General features: G+C 68.8%; 17 protein-coding genes. 6 read left to right on the forward strand and 11 right to left on the reverse strand.

The genetic code is table 11. The features are described from left to right. Positions 1-361: 361 nt before the first annotated feature. The 3 genes from ACH35V_RS14805 to ACH35V_RS14815 all read right to left on the reverse strand — a co-directional run bounded on the left by ACH35V_RS14805 (position 362) and on the right by ACH35V_RS14815 (position 2,342). Positions 362-1,009 carry a DUF4360 domain-containing protein gene (locus ACH35V_RS14805; protein WP_395972747.1) on the reverse strand — a complete coding sequence of 216 codons (648 nt, stop codon included), beginning with the start codon at positions 1,007-1,009 and terminating at the stop codon, positions 362-364. Positions 1,010-1,022: 13 nt separating this feature from the next. Further along, on the reverse strand, positions 1,023-1,682 hold the full coding sequence (locus tag ACH35V_RS14810; protein ID WP_395972749.1) for a DUF4360 domain-containing protein: 660 nt from the start codon (positions 1,680-1,682) through the stop codon (positions 1,023-1,025). 303 nt (positions 1,683-1,985) lie between these two features. Next, positions 1,986-2,342, reverse strand: coding sequence for a DUF488 domain-containing protein (locus ACH35V_RS14815; protein ID WP_395972750.1), 357 nt, complete (start codon positions 2,340-2,342; stop codon positions 1,986-1,988). Between the two features lie 119 nt (positions 2,343-2,461). Between ACH35V_RS14815 and ACH35V_RS14820 the strand changes: the two genes are divergently transcribed. Next, entirely contained in the window at positions 2,462-3,697 is a 1,236-nt protein-coding gene (locus ACH35V_RS14820) for an MFS transporter (protein ID WP_395972751.1), read from the forward strand. A 13-nt stretch (positions 3,698-3,710) separates the two neighbouring features. Here ACH35V_RS14820 and ACH35V_RS14825 read toward each other — a convergent pair whose 3' ends face one another. After that, on the reverse strand, positions 3,711-3,962 hold the full coding sequence (locus tag ACH35V_RS14825; protein ID WP_395972753.1) for a hypothetical protein: 252 nt from the start codon (positions 3,960-3,962) through the stop codon (positions 3,711-3,713). 71 nt (positions 3,963-4,033) lie between these two features. On the opposite strand from ACH35V_RS14825, the gene ACH35V_RS14830 reads away from it, so the two are divergent. Beyond that, positions 4,034-4,270, forward strand: coding sequence for a hypothetical protein (locus tag ACH35V_RS14830; RefSeq protein ID WP_395972754.1), 237 nt, complete (start codon positions 4,034-4,036; stop codon positions 4,268-4,270). 48 nt (positions 4,271-4,318) lie between these two features. On the opposite strand, the gene ACH35V_RS14835 is transcribed toward ACH35V_RS14830, so the two are convergent. Both ACH35V_RS14835 and ACH35V_RS14840 read right to left on the reverse strand, forming a co-directional pair. After that, entirely contained in the window at positions 4,319-5,119 is an 801-nt protein-coding gene (locus ACH35V_RS14835) for a hypothetical protein (RefSeq protein WP_395972755.1), read from the reverse strand. A gap of 9 nt (positions 5,120-5,128) precedes the next feature. Continuing rightward, the gene (locus ACH35V_RS14840; protein WP_395972756.1) at positions 5,129-5,383 is read right to left on the reverse strand and encodes a hypothetical protein; all 255 of its coding nucleotides are present in this window, start codon (positions 5,381-5,383) and stop codon (positions 5,129-5,131) included. Between the two features lie 747 nt (positions 5,384-6,130). Between ACH35V_RS14840 and def the strand changes: the two genes are divergently transcribed. After that, positions 6,131-6,718 (forward strand): peptide deformylase, encoded by a 588-nt coding sequence (gene def / locus ACH35V_RS14845; protein WP_395972757.1) that lies wholly within the window; start codon positions 6,131-6,133, stop codon positions 6,716-6,718. Here def and ACH35V_RS14850 read toward each other — a convergent pair. Next, a complete protein-coding gene (locus tag ACH35V_RS14850; protein WP_395972758.1) occupies positions 6,715-8,322 on the reverse strand; it encodes a CocE/NonD family hydrolase in 1,608 nt (535 codons plus the stop codon). The two genes, def and ACH35V_RS14850, sit on opposite strands and share 4 nt — an antisense overlap. Positions 8,323-8,356: 34 nt before the next feature. Here ACH35V_RS14850 and ACH35V_RS14855 point away from each other — a divergent pair, with 34 nt between their 5' ends. After that, positions 8,357-9,280, forward strand: a complete 924-nt coding sequence (locus ACH35V_RS14855) for an arginase family protein (RefSeq protein ID WP_395972759.1) — start codon at positions 8,357-8,359, stop codon at positions 9,278-9,280. Here the strand turns inward: ACH35V_RS14855 and ACH35V_RS14860 are convergent. From ACH35V_RS14860 to ACH35V_RS14870, 3 genes are all read right to left on the reverse strand, one after another. Continuing rightward, complete coding sequence (locus ACH35V_RS14860; protein WP_395972760.1) at positions 9,273-10,406, reverse strand: hypothetical protein; 1,134 nt, start codon at positions 10,404-10,406, stop codon at positions 9,273-9,275. The genes ACH35V_RS14855 and ACH35V_RS14860 overlap by 8 nt on opposite strands. Positions 10,407-10,483: 77 nt before the next feature. Next, complete coding sequence (locus ACH35V_RS14865; RefSeq protein ID WP_395972762.1) at positions 10,484-11,086, reverse strand: DJ-1/PfpI family protein; 603 nt, start codon at positions 11,084-11,086, stop codon at positions 10,484-10,486. A gap of 2 nt (positions 11,087-11,088) precedes the next feature. Continuing rightward, positions 11,089-12,048, reverse strand: a complete 960-nt coding sequence (locus tag ACH35V_RS14870) for a GlxA family transcriptional regulator (RefSeq protein WP_395972764.1) — start codon at positions 12,046-12,048, stop codon at positions 11,089-11,091. Between the two features lie 309 nt (positions 12,049-12,357). Between ACH35V_RS14870 and ACH35V_RS14875 the strand changes: the two genes are divergently transcribed. Further along, entirely contained in the window at positions 12,358-12,510 is a 153-nt protein-coding gene (locus tag ACH35V_RS14875) for a hypothetical protein (protein ID WP_395972765.1), read from the forward strand. On the opposite strand, the gene ACH35V_RS14880 is transcribed toward ACH35V_RS14875, so the two are convergent. Beyond that, positions 12,494-12,937, reverse strand: coding sequence for an ATP-binding protein (locus ACH35V_RS14880; protein ID WP_395972766.1), 444 nt, complete (start codon positions 12,935-12,937; stop codon positions 12,494-12,496). The two genes, ACH35V_RS14875 and ACH35V_RS14880, sit on opposite strands and share 17 nt — an antisense overlap. Before the next feature lie 241 nt (positions 12,938-13,178). Here ACH35V_RS14880 and ACH35V_RS14885 point away from each other — a divergent pair, with 241 nt between their 5' ends. Next, positions 13,179-13,661 carry a pyridoxamine 5'-phosphate oxidase family protein gene (locus tag ACH35V_RS14885; RefSeq protein WP_395972767.1) on the forward strand — a complete coding sequence of 161 codons (483 nt, stop codon included), beginning with the start codon at positions 13,179-13,181 and terminating at the stop codon, positions 13,659-13,661. Positions 13,662-14,666 lie beyond the last annotated feature (1,005 nt).

Genomic DNA, 14,666 nt, shown 5'->3' on the forward strand with positions numbered 1-14,666 from the left:
TCGGTCACCGGCAACAACGGTTCAATCGCCGCCCAGGCGGCTTCGGTCAACTCACCACGACGGACCACACACACCATCAAACAAAACACCGCCGCTGTGCGGCGGTGTTTTGTCAGACACGGCCTAGTCCCGGCCCGTCCGCCGCCGGTCCGTGGGCACGTCCGCGCCGCCCGTCCGCCCCGCCTCGACCGTGGGGGCCGTCCGGGGGGACGGGGAACGGTCGAGACGGGGCGGGGGCGGCAGGCTGGGGCGGATATGAGGGGTTGAATACGGGGGTGTGAGGGACCGGGTCGCGTCCTCCCTGGGTGAGGACGCGACCCGGCGAGACACGACGTCCGAGATCAGATGTCAGACGTCAAGCTCAGGCGTCGCACTTCTTCCACGCGAGGTGGTAGGTCGTCTTGACGCTACCGTCGGTGGAGTCGAAGGCCATGAAGCTGGTGCCCTTCGACGCGCCCTTCATCACCCGGAGTTCGGTGTTGATGTTGAAGTTGCGGTCCTCGCCGCAGGGCTTCCAGACGAGCTCGGCGACCTCGGTCCGGTCGGAGAACTGCCAGTTGTCGGAGTACGAGCCCTTGACCGTGTGCGATGACTGGTTCGTCAGCGACTGGCCCTGGTGGTAGTAGCTCGCGCGCTGCAGGCCGGTCGCGCCCTCCTCGAGGTGCGCGAAGCCGCGGTAGTCGGCTCCGGCGATCGCGTAGGTGAACCCCTGCGGCACGTGGACGCGGAGGGCCAGCTGGCAGTTCTTCCGGAAGTCGGTCGGGTTGGAGTCGCCGCCGGCCTGCGCGAGGTAGTCGCTGTAGGTGACGGTGAAGCCCGTGTTGTCGCTCGCCGGGGCGACCGCGGTGGTGCCGGCGGGGCAGCCGGATCCGTTCACGGTCAGCACGTTGATGGTGATCTGCTCGTCGGGCGGGGGGTCGTTGACGTCGGCGGACGCGGTGGGGGCCGCGGCCAGCGCCAGCGCCAGGGCGGGGATGGCCGCCGCTGCCGCAGTCAGGCTTTTACGCATTGTTCTTACTCCTTCACCACGCGGGGGGGCACTTCATCCACTCGAAGCGGTAGATGGTCTTGATGCTGCCGTCGGCGGAGTCCATCGCCATGAAGGACATCTCCGCCGGGTCCGAGCCCTTGGTCACGCGGAGCTCGGTGTTGATGTTGAAGTTCCGCTCTTCGCCGCACGGCTTCCAGACCATCTGACCCACGTCGTTGGTGTCGGTGAACTGGAAGTTGTCGGCGTACTCCCCCCGAAGTGTGTGCGTCTTCGCCGCGGTCTGCTGCTGGCCCTGGAAGTAGTAGCTGGCCTTCTGCACACCGGTCGCACCGGCCGGCAGGGACGCGAAGCCCCTGTAGTCGGTGTTCGAGATCGCGTAGGTGAATCCCTGCGGGACGTGCACCTTCATGCTGATCTGGCAGTTCTTGCGGAAGTCGGTCGAAGCCGCGCCACCGCCTGCCTGGACCATGTAGTCGCTGTAGGTGACCGTGAAGGCCTCCTTGTCGTCCGAGACTGCGACGGCGGCCGTTCCCGCCGGGCAGCCGGACCCGTTGACGGTGGCGATCTCGATCGTGACACCGTCGGGACCCGGGACCAGGTACGACCCGGGCGATGCGGCCGCCGCCGGCCCCGCTGTCGCGGCGGCCATGGCGATTGCAGCGACCGCCGAGAAAACGATCCCTTTACGCATGCGATTCCTCCTTGCTGGAGCCTGCGCAAACGGAGCGTAAAGCTGGGCCTTTAGAACGGTCAATCACGAACTTTCAACACGCGAAAACCCGGCCTTGACCTCGATACACCGGTGTTGATCAGCAAAAATGGAGCGTCCAACGTAATTCATTGTGAACGGAACGTTCCATCAAGTCGATCAATAGAATTCAATTGGCCATACAGACCGCATAGAAAACGTTCTGGAACCCGTGTGACGTGGGGCGGGACGCGGCGTCCGATGGCATCTTTATGCCGTGGCGTATTCTGGCCAGCCCGGAGGTGTTTACCCACCGTGTCGCAGCAGTTCCGCTAGGACTGCGGCCTGGCTGTGGTCGACGTCCCTGGTCGCGGTGAGGAGGGTGACGGGCCCCTGCCCGGCGAGCTCCCGAAGGCGGCCCAGGGCCGCCGCGCGGCCGGGTTCGTCAAGTTCGGCCTCGTATCGGCGGGTGAACTCGTCGAACTTATCAACACTGTGGCCGTACCACTTGCGAAGCCCGGTGGACGGGGCGACGTCCTTGGCCCATTCGTCCAGGCGGGCCTTCTCCTTCGACAGCCCCCGCGGCCACACGCGATCGACGAGGATCCGCTTTCCGTCACCGGACGAAACCGGCTCGTACACCCTGCGCAGTCGTACCTCCATTCCCCACCCCTCCCCGCCGATCCCCCGAAAATGCCGCCCCGAGGATGCCGCCGCGGCGACCACCGCCGCCGGCGGGTCTCGAACCCGGAATGTCGGTGGCGCCGCGTACGGTGCCCAGGGTGGCGGATGAGGTGCGGGCGCCGCTGTGGCGGCTCAGCCCGGCGCAGCGGCTCCTCGAAGGCGGCGCGCTGCTGAACTCGCTCGCCTTCTTCGCGGCCATGCCGTTCGCGCCGCTGTACCTGAGCGAGCACACCGGCCTCGGCAAGCCCGCGGTCGGCGCGGTGGTCGGGGCGGTGGCGCTCACCGCCGCCTTCGGCGGCCTGCTCGGCGGGATGATCGTGGACCGGCTCGGCGCCGTCCCGCTCATGCGGGTCGGCCTGGTGCTCTACGTCGCCGTCTACGCCCTGCTGGCCGCGGCCCGCGGCGCCGCGGCGATCATCGTCCTGTTCCTGCTGCTGGGCGTGGCGCGGCTGCTGGTGGAGCCGGGCGCGAAGAAGCTGCTGTCCCAGGTGGCGGACGGGGAGGGCCGCGTGTTCCGCGTCCGCTACATGACGCTGTGCGCGGGCGCGATCGGCGGCCCGGCGATCGGCGGCGCGCTCTACCAGGTCGGCGCGGTGGCGTTCTTCGCCGTCCCCGCCTGCTTCTACGCGGCCTACCTCGTCCTCGTCGTGCTGCGGAACTCGGACCTGGTGGCGCTCCAGCCGCCCGCCGCGCGCGGTCGCGCATCGTCCCGGCATCCGATCGCGACGACGCTGCGGGACCGCCGCCTCCTCGCCGTCGTCGCGGCCGGGATCGTGGTCTTCTTCGTCTTCTCCCAGCTGGAGTCCATGATCCCGCTCTATATGAAAGGCAGGCACGGCGACCGCACCGAGGAGTACTTCGCCGCGCTGTTCATCACCAACGCCGTCCTCGCGCTGGCCCTCCAGCTCCCGATCGACCGGGTGTCCGGACGGCTCGGCCGCAACGTCATGGTCGTCGTCGGCGCGGCGAACTTCACGGTCGCGTTCGCCTGCTTCTGGGCGAGCCCGTCCGGCCTGGCCTGGCTGTACGCCGGGATCGTGTTCTGGACGATCGGCGAGGGCATCCTGCTGCCGATGCCGGACATGGCCGTCCACGAGATGGCGGACGACGGGAACAAGGGCGCCTACTTCGGCCTGTCCGAGGTGCGCCAGCTCGGCTTCTTCCTCGGCCCCTTCACGGGCGGCTTCCTGCTCGACGCCGGAACCACGCCGTACTTCGCCGTCATGGGCACGTTCATCTTCCTCTGCGTCCCCCTGCTCCTCCGCCGCGCCCCCGCACAACCCGCCCCCGCCCCCCGCCCAGTGGCTGAAGACCGGGTCCCCGGCCCGACCTGACCCGGGTGCCGGGTCACGGGCGGTGAGGCGGGCCGGGGCGGGTGGAGGTGGTCCGGTGTGCGAATTCGGAGGCGGCGGTGCGGCGGGCGAACTCGCCGGCCAGGGCGCGGCCCAGGACGTCGTCGTCCGGATGGTGCCGTTCCAGGTAGGCGAGGGCCTCGGCGAGTTCCCCCGCGGTCAGGCGGCGCACCGGTTTCGCGGCCCAGCGCGGGAGCGCGGGATCCGGGCGTCCGGGCGGCGGCGCCGCGCGCGGTTCCGAGTTCACGTGTCACACCCTTTCCTTTTCAGCGGCGCGGCGGCGGGTGACGCATTAGCCGCCTCGAATAGGATCGCCGCGTGCATTGGTGGAGCCAGCAGGCCTTTGACGCCGCCGCGGAAGCGCAGGCCGCCGATCCCTCGCCGGGGAATCTGATGGCGGCCGCGCAGGTGCAGGCACTGGTCTCGTTGGCGGAGGCGCTGCACCGCATCGCGTCCGTCCTGGAAGAACGGGACGGCGCCGAAAGCGTGCCACATCCCCGCTCGCCCCGTCCGGGTCCGGTGGAAAAGCGGTCGGCGCCCGCCCGGCCTGAATAGTGAAATACCGGTGCACCCGCGGGGAGCACACCGGTATTTCATGGCGTCTCAGACATCGCTGAAGGATTTGCGTTCCGTCCTGCCGTTCGAACTCGCGGCGAGGCGGGAGGTCTTCGCGATGGGCGGCCGCGCCGGGGCGGGGTCAACGGCGTACTCGGCGTCGGGCGCCGGGGCGGCCGGCCGCTCCTCGGGCGCGGCCGGGCGCGGCTCCTCGCGCGGCCGGTCCCGCAGCCGCCGCGCCGCCTGCCGGATGGCGCGCTCGCCGACCAGGCGGGTCAGCTCCAGGCCCCAGCAGTCCAGCTTGTCGGCGTCGGTGAGGTCGTCGCGGCTGCTGAGCTCGGCGGCGAGCCCGCCGAGCCGCTGCGCCTCGGCCAGGTCGAACTCGCGCATCAGGTGGCAGCACAGCTCGGCGAGGGCCGCGTGGTCGCGCTCGAACGACAGCCCCGCCAGGTCGTTGTGCGACAGCCTGCTGAGCGCCCGCTTGCGTTCCAGCTCGCCGTCCGCGATCCGGAGGACGCCGTTGAGGAGCGCGATGGGTCCGGTGCCGACGGCTCTGCTCTGGGCGGGGGCGAACGACATGCGCAGCACGGCCGCGGAGCCGATCCCGGCGGCGATCACCTGGACGACCACCAGGCTCGCCGGGGGCATCGTCGCGGGGAGCCCGAACGTCCAGCCGGACGCGGTCACCGCGATCAGCGCGACGATCGACGCGCTCGCGTTGACGAAGACGAACAGCAGCCCGCCCGGGGACAGGGCCGCGGTGATCGGCTTGTCGCGGTACCGCGCGACCAGTTCGGCGAGGCCGATCGCGCCGCCGATCAGGGCGGCGAGGAACATCTCGACGGTCATGGCCTTCCTCTACGCGCTGCGGGCGGCCAGCCGGCCGAACGGGGACTCCTCGGACCTGCCTGCGCCGCGCCGCGCCGGCAGCGCCGCGGGACGCTGCCGCGCCGCGAGCTCGGTGCGGGTGACCTCCAGGAAGACCAGCAGCCATTCCGCGGGGCCCGCCGCCAGTCCGGTGTGGGTGCGCAGCGCCTGCTCGCGCGCGCCGAGAAATGCCAGCAGCCAGCGGGTGGGGCCGGACGCCCTGGCGGCTCGAATTCGTGAATGCATGGGGAAGACCATTCCGGAGCCGCGTCCGGAAGTCGACGTCCGCCGGGTCAAATTTTCGCGACCTGACCCGTTCGCCGCGTCCATTTCCGACGGGCCTGCCGTTACGCCGGAAACGTCCGGCGGCATGAGCTGATCTTCTTTCCATTGCCCGTCGGCCAATCCCGTTTCACCGGACGCGGGAATTCCTTGACGAAGAATTCCGGTTCCGGCGGGCGGCGGAGATCCCCGTCCACGCGCCGCTGAACACCCCGGAGACCGTCCGGGCCCGTCGCGGAATCACCCGCGCTCGGGAACGGGTGGGTCGTCTGGTTCCGGATCTGCCGTGGTGAGGAGACGCTCGGTGAATGTCGGGCGGTGGGGCAGGTGCCCGGTTTCCGGCGATGGCGAGCGGGAAGAGAAGCGAAGCCCGATCGGGCAAACGGACGGAGGGGCCACTCCCCCGAAGTGACCCCTCTCCCCCCGTTCCGCTGCGTCGGCCCGGGCGCGTACACAGGACCGGCCGCTCCCCCCGAAGCGGCTCGCACCGGCCGTTCAGCGGATGCGTCGAACGTAGCGAGCCGCGGGCGGCGGCATCGCCGCTTCGGCCCCGTCCATCGATGAGCGGGCGACTGCGTGCGACGAACGGAACACGCTCTGCGTCCGGCCGGTGGCGCAGCGCGACCGGCGATGCCCGGCATGCGGCGGTCACCCTGGGTAGCCTGTTTCGCGCGGCGTGCGAAGAACGCCCCGACAGGAGGAGCGCAGGCGATGGCGGGACAGGTGCGGCCGATCACGCTGGTGGGGACACCGGTCCTGCACCGGCCGTGCAGGCCGGTCGAGGACTTCGACGCGGCGTTGAAGGGCCTGGTGGACGACATGCTGGCGAGCATGTACGAGGCGGACGGGGTCGGCCTGGCCGCGAACCAGATCGGTGTGGACCTGCGCGTGTTCGTCTACGACTGCCCAGACGATGACGGCGAACGGCACAGGGGAGCCGTCGTGAATCCCGTCCTGGAGCTGCCGGCGCTGGAGGACCGGCGTCTGGACGATGGCGACGAGGGCTGCCTTTCAGTGCCTGGCCCGCATGCGCGCCTGGCGCGTCCGGACCATGCGACCGTCCACGGCTACGACGTCCGAGGCGCGGCTATCACGGTGGAAGGGACGGGCCTGCTCGCCCGATGCCTCCAGCACGAAACCGACCATCTCGAAGGCCGCCTCTACATCGACCGGCTCTCAGCACGCGCGCGCAAGAAGGTCCTCAAGGAGTACGAATCCCTGCGGGCCGAAGCCGGGGCCGGGGCCGGGGCCGGGGCCGGGGCCGGGGCTGGCGCTGAGCCCGACGCGCTCCCCGGCTAGGCGTCCCAGACGGGCAGGTGGACGGCCGACGGGCGGGCCGCATCGCGGAAGACCTCGACGTGGACGCGCCGGGACGCGACGGCCTGGGCGGCGGGCTCGCCGGTGCCGTGGTTGCGCGCGAAGCGGGGGAAGGCGCCGCCGGCCAGCATGACGCGGAGCCGGTGACCAGGCAGGAAGCGGTACGCGGTCGGGTGCATCTCGATCTCGGCTCGGACGACGCCCGGCGACGTTATGCGCAGAATGCCGTCCGTGACGTTGCGGGAGACGCCGTCGCGGTCGACATCGCAGAGCCGGACGAACAGGTCGCCGTGACCCGTGCTCATCCGGACATGGATCGTCGCCGAGACCGGCCCGATCAGATCGAGCCGCCTCTTCAAGGGCGCGGAGGTAAGGACGACCACGTCGGCGACGACGTTGGCACGGCGTTCAACACGCGAATTGTCACGCTGCCCGCCTCTGCCAGGTGAAAGGAGCGGGCCGCCAACGGTCGGTGTGGGGTCGAGAGGGTCGTAGGTGAACGTGGCGGGCTCGGCGTCGGCCGGGACGTCCCAGACGAGAGATTGTGCAAGGTAGAGCGGCGTGGGACGGGTTTCGGGCGGCGGCCACTGGTCGAAGTCCAACCAACGGTCGGCCTGTTGCAGGTGGAGCCTTACCGGGGCCCTGCGTAGCTGAGCCTTATCGCCGTTCAGGTGAGCGTCCAGCCAGGAGAGCTGGTCGTGGAGTGTGGCTCGGAGGGATTGCCTGTCGTGTCCCCATGGGCCGATGGTGATGCGGACTTGGCGTCCGGCCGCGTGAAGGGCCGCGAAGTCGCGGAGCTGGCGGCGGAGGAAGAGGTCCCACCAGCCCGTCACCATCGTGGTGGGTGTGGTGGTCGCGGGAACGGCGGCGCTGTGGTCGGTGGCCTTCCAGAAGTCGTCGCCAGGTTCTGCGTGGGCGGTGACCTCGCGGAGGAACGGTTCGGGACGTCCGATGGCCGCCTCGTCCGCCTCCCCTACGGGCAGGTGCCGCATCGCCTGGCGGACGCGTTGTTTGTGGAACGGCGGCCTGTTTCCGTCCTGCGTGCCCATCGACGACGACCACACGAGCGTGTTGTGCAGGGCGAGCGCCCCACCCGGGTAGAAGGAACTCACGAATTCGGAGGCGGTGATGCCCACACCCATCGCCGCCAAGGGCGGGTCTGCGTAGGGCGCGACCGCCCACTCGGTGAACCCCAGATAGCTGGCCCCGACCATGGCGACCCTGCCATCGCACCACGGTTGGTCACGAAGCCACTTGAGCGTCGCTAGGCCGTCGTCCTTCTCATGGTGAAAAGCGCGGAACTCGCCACCCGATCCATGCACGCCGCGCACGTTCTGCACCACGACCTGGAAGCCGCGCCGTGCGAGCACCCCGGCGAACAGTCGAATGACGGGCTGCCGCTTGCCGTACGGGGTCCGCATCAGCACGACAGGCAGCGGGCCCGCGCCGCGCGGACGGTACAGGTCGGCGATGAGCACGACGCCGTCCGGCATGGGCGCCCGCACATCGCGGACGACCCCGAAGGGCCGCGCCGGAGCCTCGGGAAGGCGGAGGAGGCGCTCCACGACCCGTCCGGTGAAGGTCATCGGAGGCTCCTTCGCCATGTTCTAGATTGCAAGAATGATCGCAGTGCTCGACGCCCCGTCCAACCTCGGGCTTCGCCCGCCCCGCGAGGAACACGAGCCCGGGGTCCGCCGCCTCGCGCGCGCGTTGCGCGGGCACGGCATCGTCGGCCGCCTGAACGCCGAGGACGCGGGCCGCGTGGACCCGCCGCCCTACGTGTTCGGCCCGGACGAGGAGACCGGCTACCTGAACGGCCCGGGCATGTCCGACTATTCAGGGCGGCTCGCGTCCCGCATAGGAGAACTGCTCGACACGGGACGGTTCCCGGTCGTGCTCGGCGGCGACTGCAGCATCCTGCTCGGCCCAATGCTCGCGCTGCGCCGCCGTGGCGTGTTCGGCCTGGCGTACCTGGACGGGCATGACGACTACTCGCCGCGGCGGGATCCGGCCGCCTGGGCGGGACGGCTGACGGCGGGCGGGAAGGCGCTCGGCCTGGTCACGGGCCACGGCCCGGACGCGCTGGCCGACCTCGGCGGGCTGCGTCCCTACGTGGCCGAGGAGCATGTCGCGCACATCGGCGTCCAGCGGGAACCCGAGGATCACGAGATCGTCGACCTCGCCGCGTTCGACAATTCGCGCATCCGCCGCTATCCGATCGAGTACGTCCGCCAGCACGGCGCGGACGCCGCCGCCGAAGGAGCACGAGAGCACCTGGAGGCCGCGCCCATCGAAGGGTTCTGGATTCACCTGGACGCCGACATCCTCGACCGGAGCGTCATGCCGGCAGTCGATTCACCCAACCCGGACGGTCTGTCGTTCGAGGAACTCACCTCCGTCCTGACGACACTGGCGGCGAGCCCGCGCGCGCTTGGCTTCCACGTAGGCATCTACGACCCCGAACTGGACCCGGACGGCATGGCAGGCGCGGCCCTAACAGACACGATCGTCGCCGCGTTCTCAGAATCCGGTGTCGTCAAGTAGCCAGCAGACGCTCGTACTCATAGAGAACGCTGGCGAATTCGCCTGTCGGCACCTCGCACGCATGCCCGGGAAGCCACAGATGCTCCAACCGGACGGTCTGGACGTCCACCCGCAGATGACACGCGTTCCCCGAGTGCTCCCAGCCAGGACGCGCGTTACGAACAACGTCCAGATGGTGCCGATGGCTCTGGACGTCATGAAGCAGAAACGCCATAAGGACGTAACCCGGCCCGTTCACCGATGGCGCGAACGCACTAGCGCTCAACGCCGCCGCCTCCAGGTCAACGCCAGAGTCAGCCAGCGCTGGGAAGAACACCCGCACGTGCTGAATGACCCCACCGACCTCTATCGGCTCACAGGGGAGACGCAGAACCGCCTCCGGGTCGACATAGCCGTGCACAGGGACACCAGCGACGACCCCCGACCACGCTCCTGGCACGGCCCTAACAAAACGAGCCTGCGTCAGGGTCTTCCCCAGTTCGGCCATGAGCCGTTCCAGGTCGATGCCACGCGGCATGAACGTTTTCGTGCCGCCGCGCAGGCGAGTCCCTGTCCCATCCAGGACGGCAAGGTCGGCCCAGCACGGCCCAGAGCCGGTCTCCAAGACGCCATGCGGAAGGCACGCGTCCGGGTGCGGGGTGAGTCCCGCGACGTCCTCCAGCACGGCGCGCGGCGTCTGAACCAGGCCCCAGCCCTGCGTCCGGGGCGACACGGCGCCCAGAGCGAGCGACGTCGCCATCGGTTCACCGGACGACGCCTCGCTCAGCGCGCGTTCGAGGTTGCGGCGGCTCTGCAGGGCGCCGACCTCCTGGAGGTACTCGTCCAGGCATTTCCGCAGGACGGCCGGGTCGAGATCGCACGACGCCCATCCGGCGACGTCCCGCACCTGGACGATCGTCCCGTCGAAGTCGAGGCGGTGGTAGCGGTACTGCTCCTGCCACGGCTCGTTCAGATCACCCGGGTCGCCGGGCTCCCCGCTCACCCGCCCCCGGGCGCGGACGATCGCGGACACGTCCTCGCCCAGGTCGTTGATGAGGAAGTCGCGCAGCGGGGCGTGCAGCGGATCGGTCTCCACGGAGACCCGCACGCCGTCGCTGCGGAACCGCACCGGTAGCGATATCGCCATCCGGGTGATTATGCCGATAAGCGAAGATCATCACCTGTGTGGCGGAATGTTAGGCCCGATCAGGCCGCCCGCCATCGCTACAACGGCTCGTCGGCCAGGTAGGGCGGGGCGGGCTCGTACTGGATGTAGCGCCGCACCGTCCGCGCGTGGTCGCGGCCGTGGACGCGTCCGATCAGCCAGAGAGCCATGTCGATGCCCGCCGAGACACCCTGGCTCGTGACGAGATTGCCGTCCACGACGTAGCGCGCGTCGCGTACAACCGTCACGTCGCCACGCGCCTCTAGAGCGTCCTCCCACGACCAATGGGTCGCGACCCTCCGCCCCCTCGCCGGACCAGCCGCATGCAGCAAGACCGAGCCCGTACACACACTGGTCACCCAATCAACTTGCCCGGCGACCTTCGCGATCCACCCCGTGACGGACGGGTTCTCCAGCTGTGCTTCGCGTGCCCCACGCCCACCCGGCACCAGCAGAACATCAAGCTTCGGATGGTCGTCCAGAACATGATCCGGCACGACCCTCATCCCCTTATTGCAGCGCACAGGACCGGACCCCTCAGCGATGAGCACCGCCTTGTCGTCCTCCCCACGCACCATCGCCGACGCAGTGAACACCTCCCACGGACCCACGAAGTCCAGTTCTTCCGCGTCCTCGAAGATGAGCAGCCCATACGTGGTCACAACTACACCCTCTCCTTCAAAAAGCCTGTACCTCTGAACCGTTCTCTGTAGTCGGACGGCGCGACGCCCACATGCCGGTGGAACGCCCTGCGCAACGTCTCGCCCGTCCCGAAACCCAGCCTCCGCGCCAGCGTCTCGACGGGCTCGTCCCCCTCCGCCAGCGCCCGCCGCGCCGCCTCGACCCGAACCCGCTCGACGTACGCGGCCGGCGGGACGCCCAGCTCCGCCGTGAACCTCCGCTGCAGATGCCGCGCGCTGAGCCCGGACCGTCCGGCCAGGTCGGCGATGGTGTGCCGGGCGCCCGGATCGGCCTGGACGGACGACACCGCAGCCCGGATCGGGTCCGACGCGGGCTGCGCCGACCACAGCGGAACGCTGAACTGCGACTGGCTCCCCGGCCGCCGCAGGAACAGCACCAGCTCCCGCGCCACCTCGTGCGCCAGATCCCGCCCGTGGTCGTCCTCGACCATCGCCAGCGCCAGGTCCATCCCGGCCGTGACCCCGGCGGACGTCCAGACGCGCCCGTCCCGGACGAAAATCGGATCACAGTCGACGTCGAGGCGCGGATACTCCCTCCTCAACTGCTCCTCGCGCTCCCAGTGCGTCGTGACGCGACGTCCGTCCAGCAGCCCGGCCTCCGCGAGCAGCAACACCCCGCTGCACACGGACGCGACCCGCCGCGCACCCGCCGCCGCTTCCGCGACCCAGCCGACAAGCGCCGCGTCCTTCAGTGCCCGGTCGACCCCTGTCCCACCGGCCACCAAAAGCGTGTCGACATCACCAGGGTCAAGCTCGCCAATACCGGCCCCCGCATGGACGGGCAGCCCTCCAGACGAGGCCACCGGCCCCGCCTCCGGCCCGACGACCAGGCACTCATACCGCCCGGTGATCCGGAACACCTCATGGGGCCCGGCCAGGTCGAGCACCTGGAACCCGTCATAGATCACGAACGCGACGCGCATGCCTCCAGGCTGTGGCCGCACCCGCCCTGGCGTCAACGACGGCCACCCCACACATCGCGCCACCAGCCGAATGAGGGCTCGATCACAGAATTACGGGTTGACACAATTGGAACGGCTATGGCTAACTCTTAGGCATGGAGCTGTGATCATTCCTCCGGTTGAGCCACCCGCCTGATGAGCGGGCCCGCTCCCGTCCATCCACCGGCGCCACCACTCGCACCACACCGCGACCTGCGCCGTCATGCCGCAAGAACTCCTTTATCGGCCCCTTTATGGCCGAATTCAAACGTGCCCGGAGGTGTCCTTTCCATGCGTGCTCCAAACAACCCCGAATCGAACCCGTTCGCCAAGTCCAAGAAGAAGGGCAAGCGGAACAACACCGACTTCAGGTCGGCGAATTTCGCGAACAACCGGCGCAACGCGAGGCAACTGCCCACCCGGCAGCTCAACCGGGGCCGCTGAGCGGCTCCCGGCCCCGGTCCTCCGCGACCGGGGCCGGGAACTCCGCCCACGTGACCCCCCGGCCCTCGTCCACCCGGAACCCCCAGCGGGACGAGAGCACCTCCACGATCCGCATCCCCCGCCCCGTCTCCGCCCCCACCTCCCCCTTGACGTGCGGCGCACCGCCCGCGCCCCCGTCGTCGGCGACCTCCAGCCGATACACCCCGTCCCCGATGGTGAGGACGACCGAGACCCGCCCCCCATCCCGCCCCGACGCCGTGTGCCTGACCGCGTTCGCGACCATCTCGCTCACCACCATGATCATGTCGTCCAGCCCGGCGAAGTCGAGCGCCAGATCCCGGACGAAGCCCCGCGCGAACCCGACCGACCGCCGCACCCCCGGCAACGTGATCTCGCCGACCACCACCCGGTCCCGCGCCTCCCCCACAGCCCCGCCTCCCCGACGCCGGGCACGGTCGATTCCAAGGCCCGCTTCGCCTCGGCCGGCAGCTCGCAACGCGTCCACGACGGCTCCCTTCGCCTCTGGAAAGTCGCCCGTCACTCTCGCTGTACGCGCAGGAACCCGTCTCCCGTTCACGTCCGGCACGAACGTTTTCCCTGATCGCACCACCCGTCCCACAAGCAACATGACATGATCGCGCCCATCCGCATAAGGGGGAGGACGCATCATGAATCTGCCCGACGACCTCAACGAATTGGCACGTGCCATCATCGACGCGAACCGCTACATGACACTGGGCACGACCGAACCCGACACCCGCCCGCGCCTTTCCCCGGTCTACTTCACCCACGCCGACCACAGAACCTTCTATTGGGTCTCATCACCAACGGCACGGCATTCCCGCAACATCGAGGTCCGCCCGGAAGTCGCCCTCGCCATCTACGACTCAACCGCGGAAATCGGCGATGGCCGCTGCGTCTACATAGACGCGACCGCCTCCATCGTCCCGGACGAAGAACTCCCACAACGCTGCGCCGAAGCCTTCGCCAACGTCGCCCCAGGCGCCACAGCATTCCAACCCGAACAACTAACCGGCGACGCCCGCCTACGCCTCTACCTCGCCCACGCCACAAGCCACGAAGTCCACGTCCCAGGCCGCGACCCGTCAAACGAATCCGGCATAGACACCCGCCGCCAAGTCACCCCATAAGCCCCGCCCGAACACTCTCCCCGCCAATCCGTCCCCAATCACGCACGGAGGGTAACAACGCGAGTGAATGCCCTCCCGGAAACCATCCCACAGCGCGACTCCGCCGCATCGGCTCGGCCCTCCGAAAGACCGCAAAGCCAACAACCTAACCGCCGACCCCGCCCGCCGCCACTACGGCCGCTCAAAAAGCTGGCTAACGAGGCACGACCCCGACCGCTACGTCAAGCCCCGGCGCCTACGCCGACAAAGTTTACGACCAGCCCGACCTGCGCCAGTGGTTACGCGGCCAGCGGATCGGCGTGCGCATCGCCCGCAAAGGCATCGAATCCAGCCAGCGATTAGGCCGCCGAAGATAGGTCTCCGAGCTCACCGGTCCTGGCTGACCGGTTACCGCAGGCTCAACCACCGCTACGAACACAATCCTCGCAATTACCTGGCATTCCTCAGCCTCGCGGCCGCCCTGTGCTGCTACAAACGACTGATCCGCCTCACCACATAGGACCCGGTCTTAGGGGCCTGCCTTCCAGGCAGACACCAGCATCTTGTTGTCCCCGGTCCTGGATTCGACATAAACAATCATCCCGCTCTGAGTCAACACACACCAGGGGTTTGGCCCAAGCGTAGCTTCATCGACATGGTTTCCATCCTCAATCAATTGTCGACACTCAGTAGGAGTAACTCCCACTTCAGCCGCAACTATTTTAGATCCGCGCGCCCCCTGCAACTGGTAGACGAGGTCGACTACAAAGGCGCATATGTAACCGTCGACCTCGGGGAGCGGAGAACGCGAGACGGTAAGAGGGTCGAAGGCTATTTGAACTTTTCGGGGACACTCTAGGTCAGGGAAGCTGACCTCTCTGTCTCGGTATAGTTGGACGTATGAACCTGGCTTTTCTGGTAAGGTGCCGCTAGGAGGGGTTCCAGATGGCAACTCTGAAGCAGATTCAGGGGTTCGCGTAACCGCAGCAGAAGACGTGGTTGAAGGCTTCTCATCTGGCTTATTGG

The organism is Actinomadura sp. 1N219 (genome assembly GCF_044326405.1).
GTDB lineage: Bacteria > Actinomycetota > Actinomycetes > Streptosporangiales > Streptosporangiaceae > Spirillospora.